Here is a 17,633-nt window from a genome sequence, read left to right as displayed (position 1 = left end):
AAAAAGACTCAGAAACAAGTTTCCCATTAGAATCAATTATTGAGGCTTCGTGGTTATTCTTTGCAATATCAACACCAATGTAAAACATAAAATCACCTAGCTTTAATATAAATTTAGATAGAGAAAGGACCCTCAAGAACTTTACGACAATCAAACCTCGTTAGATATACAGCAACGAAATGTGCTATCCAGCTCATACTAATAAGGACGTAAAGTAGAGGCGTAACCCTTAATTAGGAAGACAAGCTTCAAGGAGGAAAGCTACGACCTCTATCTATACAATCATTATCCCATAAGAAAGTGGGATTTAGAATAAAATGTAGTATTTATTACTACAACTATATTATACGAGGAGGAATAATGGGACATTTTATTACAGGATTGGTGGATGAAATTTTAACTCCATTTAATGAAGATGGAAGTATTAATTACGAAATGACAAAGGAAATGATTAATTGGCATATGTCTAAAGGTGTTAAAAATTTCTTTGTTAATGGTTTAGGTGCAGAATCTCAATCTTTAACTACTGAAGAAAAAATTGAATTATTAAAAGTTATATATGGAGAAACGCAAGGTAAGGCAAAGCTTATGGTATGTTCTTTTGAAAATTCAGTTGAAGAAAATAAAAAATTATTAGACCTATATGAGGAAACAGGAATGGCTGATTGTTATTGTATAACAGCACCACCATTCTTTAAACATACACAAAAAGCTTTATATGATTATACATCAGAATTGATAAATCATGTAGACAAACCTGTATATATCTATAATTGTGTACAAATGGGTACTTTATATGAACCTGATACACTTAAAAAATTAGTAGATAATCATCCAAATCTAAGAGGTTTTAAGGATGCATCTGTAGATATTTTAAACTTTATTCAATGTACCCTTAGAATTGATAAAGATAATTTTGATTTTTTAGGTGGTTGTGATGGTTTAGATGGTGTGATGATGTTATGCGGAGCGGTTGGAGCTGTTTCATTTATGGCTGTACCTTATCCAAAAGAAATGTTAGATATAGTAAATTATGGATTAGTTGGTGACTATGAAAATTGCATGAAGGCACAACATAAAGTTTTAAGAATTAGAAATATTGTAAAAAAATCTCCTTTTAACGCTGCTTATATATACGCCATGAAATATGGTGGGGGTCCAACGGGAATGCGTTCAAGAATGCCTAAAGACCAGGACTATGTTTCACCAGAAGTTAAAGAAGAATTAGATAACCTTATGAAAGAGTTAGGATATGAAGTCAACTAGTATTTATTTAGATAAATTAGACTATTCTACTAAAGAGGAAAATATTTTTCAAAGTTCAGACTTTAAGATTACATTTTTTAAGTATGATAGTGGGATAGATGCAATTAAATTATACGCTAAAAACTTTAGTTTTGTCATATTACCTTTCATGGGTCATCAAATTTGGTCATATGAATATCAGGGAGAAATTATTTCTCAAAAGTCAATATTTGATTCCCCACTAAATACTAAAAAATTTGGTGACACCTATGGTGCATTTTTAATACATTGCGGTTTAATTAATATTAATGGACCAAGTGAATCTGAAGATTACCCTATTCATGGAGAACTTCCATTTGCTAATTTTAAAAATAACAGAATAGAAATTGGTGAAGATGAAAATGGAGAATATATAGGTATTACAGGTATATATGAATATAAAAATAGCCAAGATTATTATTGGGAATACATTCCAATGTTGAAAATTAGAAAAGATTCAGATGTGTTGGAAATGGAAATAAAAATCAACAATAAAAGATATGATGAATTGAACTATGTTTTTATGTGTCACATGAACTGGTTAGGAGTTGACAAATCTAGACTTGTATATAGTGCAAAAAAAGACTATGCAAACTTTAGAATACAAGATTTACCAATGATAGCTACTTCTGAAAGAGAAAGAAATCTACTAAATTTTGTTGAAAGTATAAAAGAAGATCCATTTAAATTAGATATTGTTGATTTTAAAAACCAAATTTTTGCTCCTGAATTATGTGTGAATATTAAGTACGAAAAAGATTCAAAAGGATTTGCTCATTCAATGCAAATTTTACCAGATGGTAAAGCTTATTATGTATCTTTTGATGCTACAAAATTGCCTTTTGGATTGAGGTGGTATTGTAAGTCTAATGAAGAAAATGGACTTGGATTTTGTTTACCTACTACAGGAAGTAATGAAAGCACAAAACATCAGTACGAAAAAGGATACTTTAACACTATACCTTCTTATTCATCAGATAGTTTTAAGTTTAAATTTGGTGTGTTACAAGAGAATGAAGCTAAAAATATTGAAGAAAAAATAAAAAAAATAATAAAGGAGGAATAATGAAAATTTCGTTATTTTCTGCTGCGTTTTCAAAATATTCTATAGAAAGATTCTTTGAAGAAGCGGCAAGAAATGGTTATGATGCAGTAGAAATTGCGGGGTTTAGACCACATGCTTTCCCGCTGGATATAATAAATGGAGGATATAAAAAAATAAATAGACTAAAAGAAAAATATAATTTGCCAATTATAAGCTATGCTCCAGAGAATACTGGTTCTCCATATAGTCTAGTGTATGAAGACAAAAATATGAATGATGAAAGTTTAGATTACTTCAAAAAATCATTAGATGCAGCTAAATTAATAGGAGCAGAGTATTGTATGTTTGCTGTTAATCATCCTGGTTACGCTAGAGATAAAGAAAAAGTAAAAAATCTAGTATTAAATAATTTTAAGGAGTTGTCAAGATATGCAGAAAAAATTGGACAGACGATTATTTTAGAACCTGTAACACCTTTTGAAGGAACTATAGTTACAAGTTCTGATGATGCAAAATGGTTTTTAGAAAATGTTAATTCAGATAGATTTAAGGTTATGTTAGATTTAGCGTGCCCACTTACTGTTGGTGAGCCGATTTCAGAATATTTTGAAAAAATGGGAGAGAATGTTAAACATATACATTTCATTGATGCATTTAGTAATAGTGAAGATCATTTAATTCCTGGAGATGGAGAAATGGACTTTGAAAGGATAGTTTCATATCTAAAGAGAATAAATTATAATGGATATTTATCTCTTGAATTATTTAGCAGATATGAAAATGAACCAGATTATTCCGCTGAAAGAGGAATTAAGGTTATTAGAGAATTATTGAAGGAGGTATAAAATGGTAGATGTAATTGTCTTTAATAGCCATGGTGTGGGACAAATATGTCATGTAAAAAGGCTGCCAAGATTAGGTGAAACTATGGAAGCTACTAATTGGAGAGTAGAAGAAGATGGTGGAAAAGGCGCTACCGTTTCAGTAGCATTGGGGAGACTTGGTATAAAGACTGGTTATATTGGTAAAGTTGGAGAAGATCCATGGGGAGAAATGGGTGATAAATGGATGAGTGAATCGGGTGTGGATACCAAGTATATGTATAAAGATAAAAACGTTGCTACTGGTACTGGACTCATTATGGTTGATGAAAATGGATTAAATACAATCGTTGATGGCGATAGTGCGTGTAAATATTTAACAGAAGAAGAAATAATAAATGCGATAAAAGGTCATAAAGAAGCTAAATATTTTATAACTGGTTTTGGAATGCCTTCAGAAAAAGCTTTGTATGGTGCTAAGATAGCTAAAGAAATGTTTAATATGTTAACATTTTGTAATGCTAGTCCTTTACCAAGTGAAGGTTTAGGAAAAACAGAGTACATTGATTATTTAGTAGTAAATGATGTGGAAGCTAAAATTGATTTGGAACTAGACGAAGATGATAATACTACTCCAAAAGAATTAGCTGAAAAAATGATTAATAAACATTCGTGCAAAGGAGTTATTATAACATATGGTCCCGAAGGAAGCTTTGTTCATGATGGAAAAGATTATTGGTTTGTTAAAGCACCAAAAGTCGATGCGGTTGATACTATTGGAGCAGGAGATGGATATTTAGCAGCTTTAGTGGCAAATCTTGTATGGGGAAAGACATTAAGGGAAGCAAGTGAATGGGCAACAAAATATGCTTCATATAAGGTTACTAGAAAAGGAAGTATGACAAAAGAAAAGGGTAAAGGATATCCATATATTGAAGAAGTTAATGAGTACTTTTTACATAACAAAGAAATTATTTAGGAGAAAGACATGACTAATCACGATGAAACAAGAACTCAATTAAAAAGAAGGTTAACTCTGACTACTGCGATAGCTATTGGTGTAGGTACTACAGTTGGATCAGGAATTTTCTCATCAGTTGGAGAAGTTGCAAATGCGACAGGAACTCCTCTATTAACAATATTAGCATTTCTAATAGGTGGATTGATTATGATTCCGCAAAATTTATTATACACGGAATATTCTACAGCATTTCCTGAAGATGGATTGTTTGTTACTTATTTTAAAAAGGCTGGATTTCCATTCCTATCATTCTTATCAGGATGGTTAAGTTATTGGGCTACAGATCCTGTTGGTATTGCGATTATGGCCTTTACGGTTGCTAATTATTTAGCTTTCTTTACAGGCTTTTCACCGATGATGGTAAAATTTGTTGCAGTTGCTTTAATTGTAATTTTTACACTTTTACATATGATTAAAATGGAAGCTGGAGCAAAATGGCAAAACTTTATTACTTCAATTAAAATATTGCCTTTCTTTATTTTAGTTGGTGTAGGTCTATTTTTCATTAATGGAGAAAATTTTCAACAAGTAATAGTAGATCATAAAACAAGTGGGTTTTTAGCGTTATTAGCTGGGATATCCGCAACAACTTGGTCATATGATGGTATGCAATCTGCAGGAGTTATGGGAGGAGAAATTGAAAATCCTAAGAAAAACATGCCTATTGCTTTATTATCAACAGTTGTAATAGTAACTCTTCTTTATACATTACTTTCAACAATGGCAGTAGGACTTGTAGATATTAATACATTAGCCGAATCAGAAGCTCCTATAGCTACAGCTGCATCTAATATACCATTAATTGGAGAAACAGCTGGTACAATAGCTTCAATCTTAGCTATAATAGTAGTAGTTGGATCGTTATCAAGTTTGATTATGTTCCAAGCTAGAATACAATATATGATGTCAAAACATGGAGTATGGTTTAGATCTTGGGCAAAAGTTCATCCAAAATGGGAAACCCCATATGTTTCAATGTTATGGCAAAGTGGATTAGCAATAGTATTAGTTTTTGTATCACAATTAAATGATCTTTTAGGATATTTTACATTGATTTGTTTATTAAGAAATGCAGGAACTTTCTTAATTTGGTTCAAATTAAGAAATATGCCAAATTATAAGCCTACATTTATTATGCCAATGAGACCATTAATGGCGATATTAGCTATAGTTCCAACAGGAATATTATTATTCTCAACATTCTTATGGGCTCCAATTCCTGGGATGATAGCATCGGTAGTTGCTGTTGTTACAGGTTTGCCATTCTATTACTACTTCAGAAAGAAAAATAAGGATATTATTGCGTTAGAAGAATAGGAGAAGAAAATATGGGTTATAAGATTTCTAGAGAAGATCTATTTAAATGGTGTTCTATACCTATGAACGAATTGTGTAATAGAGATGATCTAAAAGTAAAATTAGAGTTAAATACAAATAGAAAAATTACAATGGAAAAAGTTGGGAACTTAATGGCTGATGAAGTAATAGCAAACAATAAGCTTAATAAAATAACAAAATGGGTTTTACCAGCAGGGCCAACTGACCAATTTGATGTATTCATTGATAGAGTAAATAGAGAAAATATTAGTTTAAAAAATTTATGGATATTTCACATGGACGAATTTTTAGATTGGCAAGGAAGACCATATCCTGTGGAAGATACATATGAAAGTTTAGAAGGAACAATGAATGCATGTTTTTATGGTAGAATAAACGATGATTTAAATGTTCCTATTAATCAAAGAATTTGGCCAAGAATAAATGATATTGATTATGTGGATAATCTATGTAATGAAATGGGTGGAATTGATACTGTATGGGCAGGAGTAGGAGCTAGAGGTTTAGTAGCATTTTGTGAAGAACCGAGAAACTATTTCTATAGATTAACTATAGATGAATACGCAAAATCAAAAACAAGAATAGTTGAAATAAATGAGGATACAATGGTAGCATTAAGCCAAAGAACATTTGGGTGTTGCTATGATCGAGTTCCTCCTAAAGCTATAACTATTGGTTTTAACGTTATGCTATCAGCTAAGAGAGCAGTATTGATGGTTGCGACTGGAGATTGGAAACAAACAGTAATAAGAGTTACTATGTTTAGTGAACCTACACTAGAATATCCAGTGACATTAATTCCAAAATATGTACCAGAAGTTATATTGTTTACTGATGAAAAAACAGCTGATCATCCTATGTCACATGAAATAAGAGGTTGGTAATATGGTAGATGTAATTGTGTTAAATAGTCATGGTGTTGGTCAATATGCATATACTGACAGAATGCCAAAATGGGGAGAAACTTTATCTGTTTCAAGATGGCATGTAGCAGAAGATGGAGGTAAAGGTTCAAATGTTTCTGTAGCACTTGGTAGATTAGGAGTAAATACAGCATATATAGGTAAAGTTGGAAATGATCCATGGGGTGATTTAGGAGAAAAGTGGATGAAGGAATCAGGGGTAAATACAGAATTTCTTTATCGTACAGACGAAGTTTCTACAGGTACAGGATTAATATTGATTGGACCAAATGGAGAAAATTCAATAATTGATGGAGACAGCTCTTCTGTGAAATTAACTTTTGAAGAAGTAGAAGAAGCAATAAACAGATTACATCCATCAAAATATTTAATAGCAGGATTTGAAATTAGACCAAGTTTAGTACTAAAAGCTTGTGAAGTGGCTAAATCTAAAGGTATGATAGTAGCCTTAAATCCAAGCCCTTTAGAAGAGAGTAAAGAATATGATTTTTCTTCTGTGGACTATTTATTTATTAATGAGACCGAGTTGTTTACACTTACTAAAGATATAACAAAAGTTGAATTAATTAATGAAAATGTTTTAAAACTTTTTAGAGATAAATATAAGTTTAAGACGTTAATATTAACTTTAGGGTCAGAAGGAAGTCTTTATTTTGATGGAAATAAAATTGTAAGATTTAAATCTGTTAATGTAGATAGTGTCGTTAATACTGCAGGAGCGGGTGATGGTTTTATGGCTGCAGTAATAGCAAACTTGTGTAAAGGTAAATCGTTAGATTTTTCAATGAAATGGGCAAGTTATTATTCTGCATTATCGGTTACTATAAATGGGACTATACCTTCATATAGACCTACAGAAGAAGTAGAGAGATTCATTAAAACGTTAAACAAATAATACAATTTGAAATCTATTTATATATAAATGTATAAGTATATGGTAGTACTCTAATATTAAGTTTATATGTCTATTGTTTAGGATGCTAATTATTTACAATCAGCATCCTAAATTTGAGTCTAATTTTGAAATGTTATTAAATAATTCTGTGCTTACGAATTCAACTCATAGTAGTATCTGTTTTTAGTAAATATTTTTATTCAATAGGTAATCTAGAAAGTATAAATTCTCCAGTTCCACTGATTTTATATTCATTATTATTTGCAGGTATAAAGAATGTGTCTCCCTTTTCGTATTTATAAGAAGGTCCATGAGTTAAAATTTCACCATTTCCTTCAAGGAAAGTTATAGCATGGAAAGATTCATCGGTTATTGTGTATGACCAGTCATCTACTTGACCTTTTAATACGTCAAAGTATTTTGATTTTGCTAGTCTTGTAAGAGAAGAGTTTATATTGTTTTCATCATTGAAATTATATTCTCCATTAGGTTTAAGATTTGAAACTTCTAAAGCTTTTTCAATGTGAAGTTCTCTTTCATTTCCATCTTTATCTTTTCTTTTGTAGTCGTAAACTCTATAAGTCACATTTGAACTTTGTTGAACTTCATAAATAAGTATACCTTCTCCAATGGCATGAATTGTTCCAGCCTCTATGAAGAATACATCACCTTTATGAACAGTTACTTTATTTAATTTGTCTAGAAGAGTTCCATCTTCAATTACTTCTTTAAATTCTTCTTTTGCAACTTTTTCTTTAACTCCATAATATAAATATGCACCTGGTTCAGCATCGATTATATACCACATTTCTGTTTTACCATTGTCATTTTCATTTTCGTTTGCATATTTATCTTCAGGATGTACTTGAATTGATAGTGACTGATTTGCATCTATTATTTTATTTAGAATAGGAAATCTATCTTTTATATATTCTTTTCCTATTACTTTATTTCCCATTCTTTCTAAATATTTATCAAGAGTTAAACCTGCAAATTCACCATTTTCAATAGTTGATAAACCATCTTTATGGGCAGAAAGCTCCCATGATTCTGCAACTATATCCCAGTTAGATTCTTTATTATAAATTGTTTTTAACTTGTTTCCACCCCATAAATAATCTTTAAGGGCAGGTTTTAATTTTAAAATTTCCATGTATCCTCCAATATTTTGTATATCAATATAAGTATCCTTTATAGTGAGTTTTATGTCAAATTATAAATAAATTGGAAAATTTTTGAAAAACTCATTAATATATATATGAATATTAAAATGGAGATAGAAATGGAAATAAAAAAAATTATAAATGAAATTTTAGAAGATAAAAGATTTACAGATACTCGTTATGGAACAAATAATGCTTATGAATTTTCAAATGGTAATTCTCTTCCGTATACAGGAGTGCCTTATGGTCAAAACTATATAGCTGTTGAAACAAGACCGGAAGGCGGTTCTTGGTGGTTCAATCCACATGATAGAAATTTTTCTGGATTTAGGATTACTCATCAGCCTAGTCCATGGATGGGAGATTTTTCGCATTTTGTAATACTTCCATTTAGTGGAAATGAAAATGTACTATATAATCCGTATTCATCAATATTTAGACCTAATTTTAATATCATTAATTATATGGATGGCGAAACTGCGATAATGTCGGCTTCAAAATATGGAGCGATAATAAGATATGAAACAAAAGAAAATGCAAAATTTTTATTTAAAGATATCAAACTCGAAGTTATTGAAAATAAACTGTATGGAGAAGTTACAAACTTTAGTGGAAACGAAGATGAAAATTTTACAATGTATATTGCATTTGATATAGATTCATTTAAATTAATTAAAAATAGAGAAACATATATTGTTGAAACTGAAGAAAAACTATGTGAACTTAAATTTGCTACATCATTTATTTCTATGGAGCAAGCAATATATAATCTTTCGTTGTTAAACCACAATTTGGTTGAAATGATAAAAGAAACCAAGGATAATTGGACCAAGTATTTTGATAGATTTGAAATTACTAATAAGGAAAAATCTAAAAAATATGAAAAATATGAAATGTATGATAGACAAAGTCAAGTTGAGTTTTTTTATCATGCTCTTTATAGATGTCATTTATTCCCAATGACAATATATGAAATAGATAAAGACGGTGAAGAAATACATTATGATACATTTTCAAAAACTGTAAAAAAAGGAAAATTATTTACAAATATTGGTTTTTGGGATGCTGGCAAAACTCTATTTCCATTGCTTTCTTTAATTGATAGAAAACAATACAAGGAGATTTTAGAAGGTATTTTGAATAGTTATAGAAATACGGGATATTTACCTAAATGGTTATCTCCTGATGAAAGAGGATTGATGCCAGGAACTTTAGTGGATAATGTAATTGCTGAAGCTTCTTCAAAATCTATTGGCGAAGAATATATGGATGAGTTTCTTGAAGCTATGATAAAAGCATCGACAACTGATTCGGGAGATGCTAGATATGGAAGGGCAGCGGTCGATGAATATATTAAATATGGATATGTTCCAAGTCATATACATGAATCTGTAAATCAAACTTTAGATAATTCATTATCTGATTATTCAATTTCGGTTGTGGCAAAGAATTTAAATAAAGATGATATTTATGAAAAGTATAAAAATTTATCGAAAAATTATTTAAAACTGTTTGATGAAGAGACAGGATTCTTAAGAGCAAAAACTAAAGAAAGAGAATTCGAAAAAGAATTCAATCCTTTAGCATGGGGATCACCATATACGGAAGGTTCGGCTTATCAAAATAGTTATAATATGTATCATGATTTTGATGCATTTATTTCAGAGTTTGGTGGAAAGAAAGAATTTGAAAAAAGACTGGATGAAATTACAAATTCAAAGACGGAATTTGAAGTAGGACATTACAATCAAACTATACATGAGATGCGTGAATATTATGAGGCACATTTTGGTCATATAGCTATTTCAAATCAACCATCATTCCATTTGCCATATCTATATAATTATGTAGATAAAAAATTTAAGACAGAGATTATAATTAAAGAGTTATTATTAAATTATTTTAGACCTAATTTTGATGCATATCCAGGAGATGAGGACAATGGTTCTCTTTCAGCGTGGTATATATTATCAAGTCTTGGATTTTATCCAACTTGTCCAGGAAGCAATATATATGACTTAGGAATTGCATTTTATGATGAAGCAAAAATTCATTTAGATAATGGTAATACACTCACAATCAAGACAAATGAAAATTATCATCATAAGAAATTTGTAAATAGTCTGTATATTGATGGTGAAAAGTATACAAGAAATAAGATAAGTTATGAAAAACTAGTGAATTCGAAAAATATTGAATTTAACTTAGGGATTGTGCCTGAAGTTTAATAAGAAGAGAGGAATAAAAGACAATAAATTAAGAGCAAAAATTAAAAAAAGATTGCGGTAGTTTTATTTCTACTTTTAATATTTACAGATGTAGTAAATGAAGTGGAATACAATATTTGTTACGAAGATTTCTAATACTTATCAGATAACACACCAAATCTAATATTTGAAAATAGGACAATATAATTAAAAGATATTAAATTTAGAAATGATTGATACTATTGAGATAGAAGTTGAGTAGGGACGGTTGGAAAGTAATTCATAATTGATCTCAAAAAAAGACGATGGGAGAAAATCCATCGTCTTTCTAAAAGAGGTATTTTTTAAAGTATTATTCAACTGATTTTAATTCTATATAGTATAACTTGCAATTGCTTCGCAGTCTTCCAAAGCGTGGTGAATGTACCAGTTATTTCTACATACTGGTTCAGATATTATATTTCCAATATTTACTTGTGATGTTGAAATGAATTTTTGTTTTGTGTCTATATATTCTAATCTCAAGGATTTACATATTTGTGAAAGTTTTTCGTGATACCAATATTATTTATTTAATTAATTAAACGATGTGATTTTATCAAATTCAGGTTTGTTTTCTATCATATTTTATATCCAGTAACATTTTTTATGAAATTTTACTATAAAAAGGCACGAATTATCATTTATTTTACGTAATTGTATAAATGTTTCAGTCAAGAAATTTTTACTTCCAGCAGCTGGGTCACAAATAGAATAATTAATATATATACGAAAAAGAATCTGTTATAATAGTTAATAAGTAAATTTATTAGTATTGGTTGGAAATTCAAAATTTTTAAGAATGCTAAAAAGATAACTGTTATAATGATTCGAAAGTAAGAAGGTAAAAATTTGGCATATAATATATTGATAATAGAAGATGATTTTGGTTTAGCTAAAAGCATTACGAATGTGTTAGAAAAATATAATTTTCGTTCTTCAATTCTAGATGATTTTGAAAATATAGAAGATAGAGTAGTGGACATAAATCCTAATTTAATAATTTTAGATATTAACTTACCATACTATAATGGGTTTTATTGGTGTCGTAAGATCCGGAAAATAACATCAAATCCTATTATGATAATTTCTTCAAGAGATAGTAATATGGATCAAATTATGGCGCTTGAATATGGAGCAGATGATTACATTATCAAACCTTTTGATAGCGAAATTTTAATCGCAAAAATCAATAGTTTGCTTCGACGTACATTTGGAGAATTATCGGCAAGTACTATAAATGAACCATTAAAAGTTGGAAATATTATCTTGGATAAGGACAGACAGCAGCTGTTAACTGGCGGGACTAAAATTGATCTATCTATTACAGAACTGAAAATACTCAAAAAATTGATTGAAGAATACCCTAACTCTGTATCAAGAGATGAATTGTTTTTTGAAGTATGGGATGAAAATAATTTCGTAGAGGAAAATACCTTGAACGTAAATATAAGAAGAATCAGAAGAAAAATAGTCGATAATCAATTGCCTATTGGAATACGTACAATTCGGACTTTTGGATATCAAATAGTGGAAGAGGAAGATGGTAGATGAAGTTATTCATAAGAGATCATTTGAGTTTTGTTTTATTATATGTAATTAATTTTATGTTTATACTGCTTATAATTTGGTTAAGTGGAGAATATCTTAGTTCACAACTGTTGATTTATATGTTGTTGTTATCTTTATTCATTCTCTTTATATTTCTTACCATACGGTATTGCAGGAAATCTACAGTATATAAAACGTTAAGTATATCGCCTTCAAATTTAAGGAATATGAAAAAAAGGCTACAAGGGACCGATTTGTTCACTGATTCTTTTATTAAGCATGAAAATCAAAATTATGATCAATTCTTGAGCGAAATCGAAAATTATAAAAATAAAAATAGTGAGTGGAGAACTTATATTGTTCAATGGGTACACCAAATGAAATCTTCAATTAGCTCAATGCGTCTAGCGCTGCAGAATAGAAAGCGTAGCAAAGAGAATATGCAACTATTAGTTGAGTTGGATCAAATAGATAAGCAGCTAAACAACATTTTGAACTTAGCAAGGCTAGAGGCAGTATACAGGGATTTAAAAATTGAGCAAATAAACTTAAGTGAAAGTATTAATAGAATAATCAACCAAAATAAAAGATTGTTTATTCAGAACAAAGTATTTCCTAAAGTGCAGATAGAAAATACTACCTCAACTGTGTTGAGTGATAAAAAATGGTTAGATTTTATAATCGATCAATTAATACATAACGCTATAAAATTTTCTAATCCAACAGATCAAATCATTTTTAACATAAAACAAACAGATAATAAGTTGTGTTTAGATATTAGTGATACAGGTATAGGAATTATAAAGGAAGATATTCCTCGTATATTTGATTTGTATTTTACTGGAAAAAACGGACGTTCTAATAATAATTCTTCGGGTATAGGACTTTATTTAGTTAAACAAATTTTAGAGCAATTAGGGCATAAAATCAAAGTTGAGTCAGAACAGTCAAAAGGAACGAAATTCACTATATATTTTGATTAAGAGAAAAAAGGTGACAAATTTGTCATCTTTTTTTATTTTTCTCGATAGTATAATCAAAAAATAACTTTTAGTATATTAATAAAGGAGGGATAGTAATGAATTTATTAGAACTAAGTAACGTGAGTCATGTATATGGAGATGTATTGAAGTCAAGAGGTCTTGATAATCTTTCTTTAACTATTCAAAAGGGTGAGTTTGTCGCTGTTATGGGTCCTTCTGGAAGCGGAAAATCAACTTTATTGAATGTTATTTCTGGTATTTTACCTGCTACCTCTGGAAGTGTTTTGGTTACAGGAAGAAACATAGCTAATCTTAATGATGAAGAAGCAGCATTATTTAGACGTAATACATTAGGATTTGTTTTTCAAGACTTTAACCTTGTTGAAACATTAACAGTAAGAGAAAATATTATGCTACCTTTGATGTTTAAGAATAAGAAAGTTAAATCTATGAAGGCAAAATCAGAGAAGGTGGCTGAATCGTTAGGTATTGCTCATGTATTAAATAAACGTACGCAAGAAATTTCAGGAGGACAGACTCAAAGGACAGCGATTGCACGAGCTATTGTCCATCAACCGGAATTGTTACTGGCAGACGAGCCGACGGGTAACTTGGATTCTGCTAATTCTGAAGAAGTTATGAAAATTTTCGAAAACCTTAATCGTAACTATGGAATGTCTATTTTATTAGTAACACATGATGCTAAGACAGCAAGTTATAGTGAGAGAGTCGTATTTATAAAAGACGGAAAAATTTACAATGAAATCCGTAAAGGAAACGATTTAATAGAATACCGAGAAAATATTCTTAATGTTCTTAATGTAATTGGAGGTGTGTAGAATGAATCTCCGAGATTTTGCTAAAAATAATGTAATAAGGGACAAAGAAACTTACATTGGCTATTGGCTAAGTTGCATGTTTACTGTGTTTGTATTTTTTATCTTTTCAGTAAATCAATTTCACCCTGAACTTAATCAAGGTCCAGGAGCAGTTGCAACTATTATGGCGTCTGCTCAAGTGATAGTCGTATTGTTTGCGATATTCTTCTTAGGATTATCAATTAATTCATTTTTATCTAGACGTGAAAGTATGTTTGGGGTTTTACTTATGATGGGAATGTCGAAAAAACAATTGCGTAAACTAATTATCATAGAAAATATGATAATTGGATTTTCAGCTATAATAGTAGGGATACTTCTCGGGTTAGCATTTGGACATATATTTGTCTTGTTGATGGCAAATATAATTAATCTAAGCTCAATCCCCTTTTATTTTCCTATCAAATCAATCATTGTTACGATTATTGCTTTTAGTATTTTATTCTTTTTGATTGCATTCTTCAGATCACAAGTTATATTAAAAAGACCGATATATAAATTACTAGATGTAAACCAGAATGAATATGGCAGTATAACATATTCTCGTTTTTTATCTATCACGGCTATAATCTTAATTCTTTTAGGATACGCCCTAGCTAATATTAATCTAATCAATCGATTAATACCACAGGGATTTGATATATTGAATACTCTTCAAAACTCAGATATATTACATATTTTAATTGGTGGATTGGTAACAATTGGTATGTTCTTATTTTTCACTCAATTCTCTAAGTATTTTACAGACAAAGTAAGAAGAATCGAAGAATACTATCTTAAAGATACGAGAGCATTATGGGTTTCGGAGTTAATGTATCGATTATCCAGTAATTCGAAAACCATGTTTATTTCAGCATTACTATTAACTGTAGCTTTTATTACTACTATCGGAACAATTGCCTTAAATTCTACTGCTGCCGATGAAGTTTCCGAAACAACTCCGTTTGATATTTCCTATTTTTCGTTTCAACCGAATGAAAAAGAAGAAGATAACATAGAGTTAATTAATTCTAATCTTAGTGAAGCTGGAATATCTTTTCAGTTAAATAGTGTATCTATTTTACAAAAAGGCGATCAAGCGAGAGAGATTATTATTTCTCAAGAAGACTACAATAGTTTGTTTAATGAGAATGAAAAAATAGAACTGATTGGAAATGAGGCGGTAACATTATCAAATGGACGTTCTCAAAAAGAAATTTCTATAACTGATAATGTAACAATTAATATCGTCGATAATCTCCCGAACATTTTTGATTCTTATCGTTACAGCGACATTTATGTAGTAAATAATGAACTTTTTAATCGATTAGCACAAATATTCGAACATACGCAAACAGCATTTTTGTATCATTTTTCTGATACTACTACAGATGAACAAGCAAGGCAAGCAGCAACAGTTAATAGAGAAATTTTAGGGTCTGGTCTTTCTGAAGGCGATGATTTCCTCTTGATACAAAAAATTGAAAGAGTTGATCTAGAAAGATATACGTATCAAGTTTTAACTTACATAGGGATTATGCTAAGTGTAATCTTTATTCTTTCGGCGGGAAGTTTAATTTATTTCCGCTTATTAAATAATATTAGAGGATCTAGTTCCACATATACTAACCTTTATAAAATTGGATTGTCTATTAATAAAATCCAAGAAATGCAACGAAAGCAATTTATAATCTTATTCTTTGCACCCGTTATATTTGCGATAGTCAATTCAATTTTTGCGGTTAACATGTTATCCTATTTACTCGCAGCCTCCATATGGAAGCAAACTATTCTTATTGCTTTAGTATTATTAGTTATTCAGATTCTATATTTTTACTTTATGAATAATCGTTTCAAAGCAAAAATTGAATTGATTCTAACTCAAAAATAACCGCATAGAATATTAAAAAAATCGAGAAGAGAGACTTAGTAATTGCTGAAAGTAGGGACTATATAAGAACTATTGGTGAATATTATTACTCAAATTTACAAACTGTTCTTAACTCAACTTTACTATTGATTAGAAACAATCTATTCTTAATAAAATCTTGAAAAAATTAGAAATCTTAAGTAATAAAAAAAGACTATTTTCTATGCGCTGACCCCCAAAAGTTGGACCAATAAATCCAACCTTTGGGGTATTTTAATGGAAAAATACAGTCATGAATTTAAGAGAAAAATCGTCGATGAATACATGTCCGGAAGTCAAACTATCTAGTCCTAGAAGAGAAATATCAAATTGCTGAATCACAGATCAGAAGTTGGTCAAAAAATACAAGATTTAAAAATTTCTCATGGAATTCTAGCATCTATTAAAGAAGTTTTATCTAATTTAACTTGATTTTCAAATATCAAATAATCTTGAGGTCTTTCCACACCTAGAACTTCTTGAAGTAAAGAAAGCCAAAATACTTGACTCTCACCTTTTTCATAACCTCTATTTTTCCAGTTTTTAGCAAAATTTCTAGCGTTTCGCTTCATTTCAACATGTGATAACATTTGTATCTCCTAAATAATTATTAAAATAATTATATCATAAATTTATATATCTAATTCTTCATGAAAACATTTTCTCGATTTTCAAAATATCTTAAAAAGCTTGTAAAATCATTCTAAATGCAATGTAATATTGTTACTAACTAAATATTCAAGTAATATAAAAGCAGAGATATAAGACTAACTATATGAAGTCAAGTATAAAATAAATAACTTTATGAAAGATATACCAAAAGACAATTTAATAAAAATTTGCATGACAAATAAGCCTTAATAAAAGGCTAGTTTAAAAGATGAAGTTAAGTCTGAGGAACAAATTGAGTGTTTGTTTTAAGTAATTTAAAAATAACTCTAATTAGCTTTTTAGCAACGTGTGTAAGAGCAACGAAGTGGTGTTTACCTTCCTTTCTCTTTCTCTGATAATATTCTTTAAAGCAAGGATCTCTCATAGCTACTAACCTAGCAGCATTGAGAATAGCCCATCTAAGATATGAAGAGCCACGTTTAACCATAGAAACACCATTAGCGATAAATTTACCAGATTGATGAGTGGCTGGATCAAGTCCAGCAAAAGCTTGCAATTGAGAGGAAGTATCAAATCTATTGATATCAACAATCTCAGCTAAAATAATAGAACCAAGATTGTAAGAAATACCAGGAATAGATAAAATAGGAGATTCTAATTCAATCATAATATCTTTTATCTTAGCATCTAGATCATCAATTTTAGAAGAATAGAAATTAATCATATCAATAGTTTGAACAAGCTCAAAACTGCTTGCATCAGAACTAGTTCCAATAGAATTGATAGCAGCATTTCTAATTTCTAAAGCCTTATCCTTAGAATATTTTCCTCTAGAATTATCTTTAAGGACATTAGTAAGTCTAGTAAGGTGAGCATTTGCGATTAATTCCTTTGATGGGAACTCGTAAAGAAGAGCTATAGTAGATTTTTGATTAATAGAGTAAACACAATCTTCAAGCTCTGGAAACATAATCTCAATAATTCT

The 17,633-nt window shown here is 29.8% G+C and carries 15 protein-coding genes; 12 read left to right on the top strand and 3 right to left on the bottom strand.

The window, feature by feature from the left end; translation table 11 throughout:
• Nucleotides 1-360 precede the first annotated feature (360 nt).
• The 7 genes from G534_RS0106385 to G534_RS0106355 are packed head-to-tail and all read left to right on the top strand — an operon-like array spanning nt 361 to nt 7,327.
• Nucleotides 361-1,266, top strand: coding sequence for a dihydrodipicolinate synthase family protein (locus tag G534_RS0106385; RefSeq protein WP_027348383.1), 906 nt, complete (start codon nt 361-363; stop codon nt 1,264-1,266).
• Nucleotides 1,253-2,350 carry an aldose epimerase family protein gene (locus tag G534_RS08105; RefSeq protein ID WP_034596081.1) on the top strand — a complete coding sequence of 366 codons (1,098 nt, stop codon included), beginning with the start codon at nt 1,253-1,255 and terminating at the stop codon, nt 2,348-2,350. Before G534_RS0106385 ends, G534_RS08105 begins: the two co-directional genes overlap by 14 nt.
• The gene (locus G534_RS0106375) at nt 2,350-3,174 is read left to right on the top strand and encodes a TIM barrel protein (protein WP_027348382.1); all 825 of its coding nucleotides are present in this window, start codon (nt 2,350-2,352) and stop codon (nt 3,172-3,174) included. Before G534_RS08105 ends, G534_RS0106375 begins: the two co-directional genes overlap by 1 nt.
• Nucleotide 3,175: 1 nt before the next feature.
• Nucleotides 3,176-4,129: a PfkB family carbohydrate kinase gene (locus G534_RS0106370; RefSeq protein ID WP_027348381.1), complete on the top strand. Its 954-nt coding sequence runs from the start codon at nt 3,176-3,178 to the stop codon at nt 4,127-4,129.
• Between the two features lie 9 nt (nt 4,130-4,138).
• Nucleotides 4,139-5,488 carry an amino acid permease gene (locus G534_RS0106365; RefSeq protein ID WP_027348380.1) on the top strand — a complete coding sequence of 450 codons (1,350 nt, stop codon included), beginning with the start codon at nt 4,139-4,141 and terminating at the stop codon, nt 5,486-5,488.
• An 11-nt stretch (nt 5,489-5,499) separates the two neighbouring features.
• Nucleotides 5,500-6,393, top strand: a complete 894-nt coding sequence (locus G534_RS0106360; protein ID WP_034596080.1) for a 6-phosphogluconolactonase — start codon at nt 5,500-5,502, stop codon at nt 6,391-6,393.
• Nucleotide 6,394: 1 nt separating this feature from the next.
• Nucleotides 6,395-7,327, top strand: a complete 933-nt coding sequence (locus G534_RS0106355; protein WP_027348378.1) for a ribokinase — start codon at nt 6,395-6,397, stop codon at nt 7,325-7,327.
• Between the two features lie 196 nt (nt 7,328-7,523).
• On the opposite strand, the gene G534_RS0106350 is transcribed toward G534_RS0106355, so the two are convergent.
• Complete coding sequence (locus G534_RS0106350; protein WP_027348377.1) at nt 7,524-8,480, bottom strand: type I phosphomannose isomerase catalytic subunit; 957 nt, start codon at nt 8,478-8,480, stop codon at nt 7,524-7,526.
• Nucleotides 8,481-8,609: 129 nt separating this feature from the next.
• Between G534_RS0106350 and G534_RS08100 the strand changes: the two genes are divergently transcribed.
• The 5 genes from G534_RS08100 (at nt 8,610) to G534_RS0106325 (ending at nt 16,018) form a co-directional block, all read left to right on the top strand.
• Nucleotides 8,610-10,718, top strand: coding sequence for a GH92 family glycosyl hydrolase (locus G534_RS08100; RefSeq protein ID WP_051177458.1), 2,109 nt, complete (start codon nt 8,610-8,612; stop codon nt 10,716-10,718).
• Nucleotides 10,719-11,588: 870 nt separating this feature from the next.
• A complete protein-coding gene (locus G534_RS0106340) occupies nt 11,589-12,290 on the top strand; it encodes a response regulator transcription factor (RefSeq protein WP_027348376.1) in 702 nt (233 codons plus the stop codon).
• A gap of 224 nt (nt 12,291-12,514) precedes the next feature.
• Nucleotides 12,515-13,270 (top strand): sensor histidine kinase, encoded by a 756-nt coding sequence (locus G534_RS0106335; RefSeq protein WP_169513553.1) that lies wholly within the window; start codon nt 12,515-12,517, stop codon nt 13,268-13,270.
• A 95-nt stretch (nt 13,271-13,365) separates the two neighbouring features.
• Nucleotides 13,366-14,109, top strand: coding sequence for an ABC transporter ATP-binding protein (locus tag G534_RS0106330; protein ID WP_027348374.1), 744 nt, complete (start codon nt 13,366-13,368; stop codon nt 14,107-14,109).
• 1 nt (nt 14,110) lies between these two features.
• Entirely contained in the window at nt 14,111-16,018 is a 1,908-nt protein-coding gene (locus tag G534_RS0106325; protein WP_027348373.1) for an ABC transporter permease, read from the top strand.
• Between the two features lie 401 nt (nt 16,019-16,419).
• Here the strand turns inward: G534_RS0106325 and G534_RS08095 are convergent, their stop codons facing one another.
• Together G534_RS08095 and G534_RS0106315 are read right to left on the bottom strand one after the other, a co-directional pair.
• On the bottom strand, nt 16,420-16,626 hold the full coding sequence (locus tag G534_RS08095) for a type IIL restriction-modification enzyme MmeI (RefSeq protein WP_034596079.1): 207 nt from the start codon (nt 16,624-16,626) through the stop codon (nt 16,420-16,422).
• Between the two features lie 296 nt (nt 16,627-16,922).
• Nucleotides 16,923-17,633 (bottom strand): IS110 family transposase (locus tag G534_RS0106315; RefSeq protein WP_027348372.1); only part of this gene is annotated, 711 nt, incomplete at its 5' end.

This window comes from Helcococcus sueciensis DSM 17243 (assembly GCF_000423145.1).
GTDB classification, from domain to species: domain Bacteria; phylum Bacillota; class Clostridia; order Tissierellales; family Peptoniphilaceae; genus Helcococcus; species Helcococcus sueciensis.
Note: the sequence above shows the minus strand (reverse complement) of the source record. Positions and strands in the feature narration are given on the sequence as shown.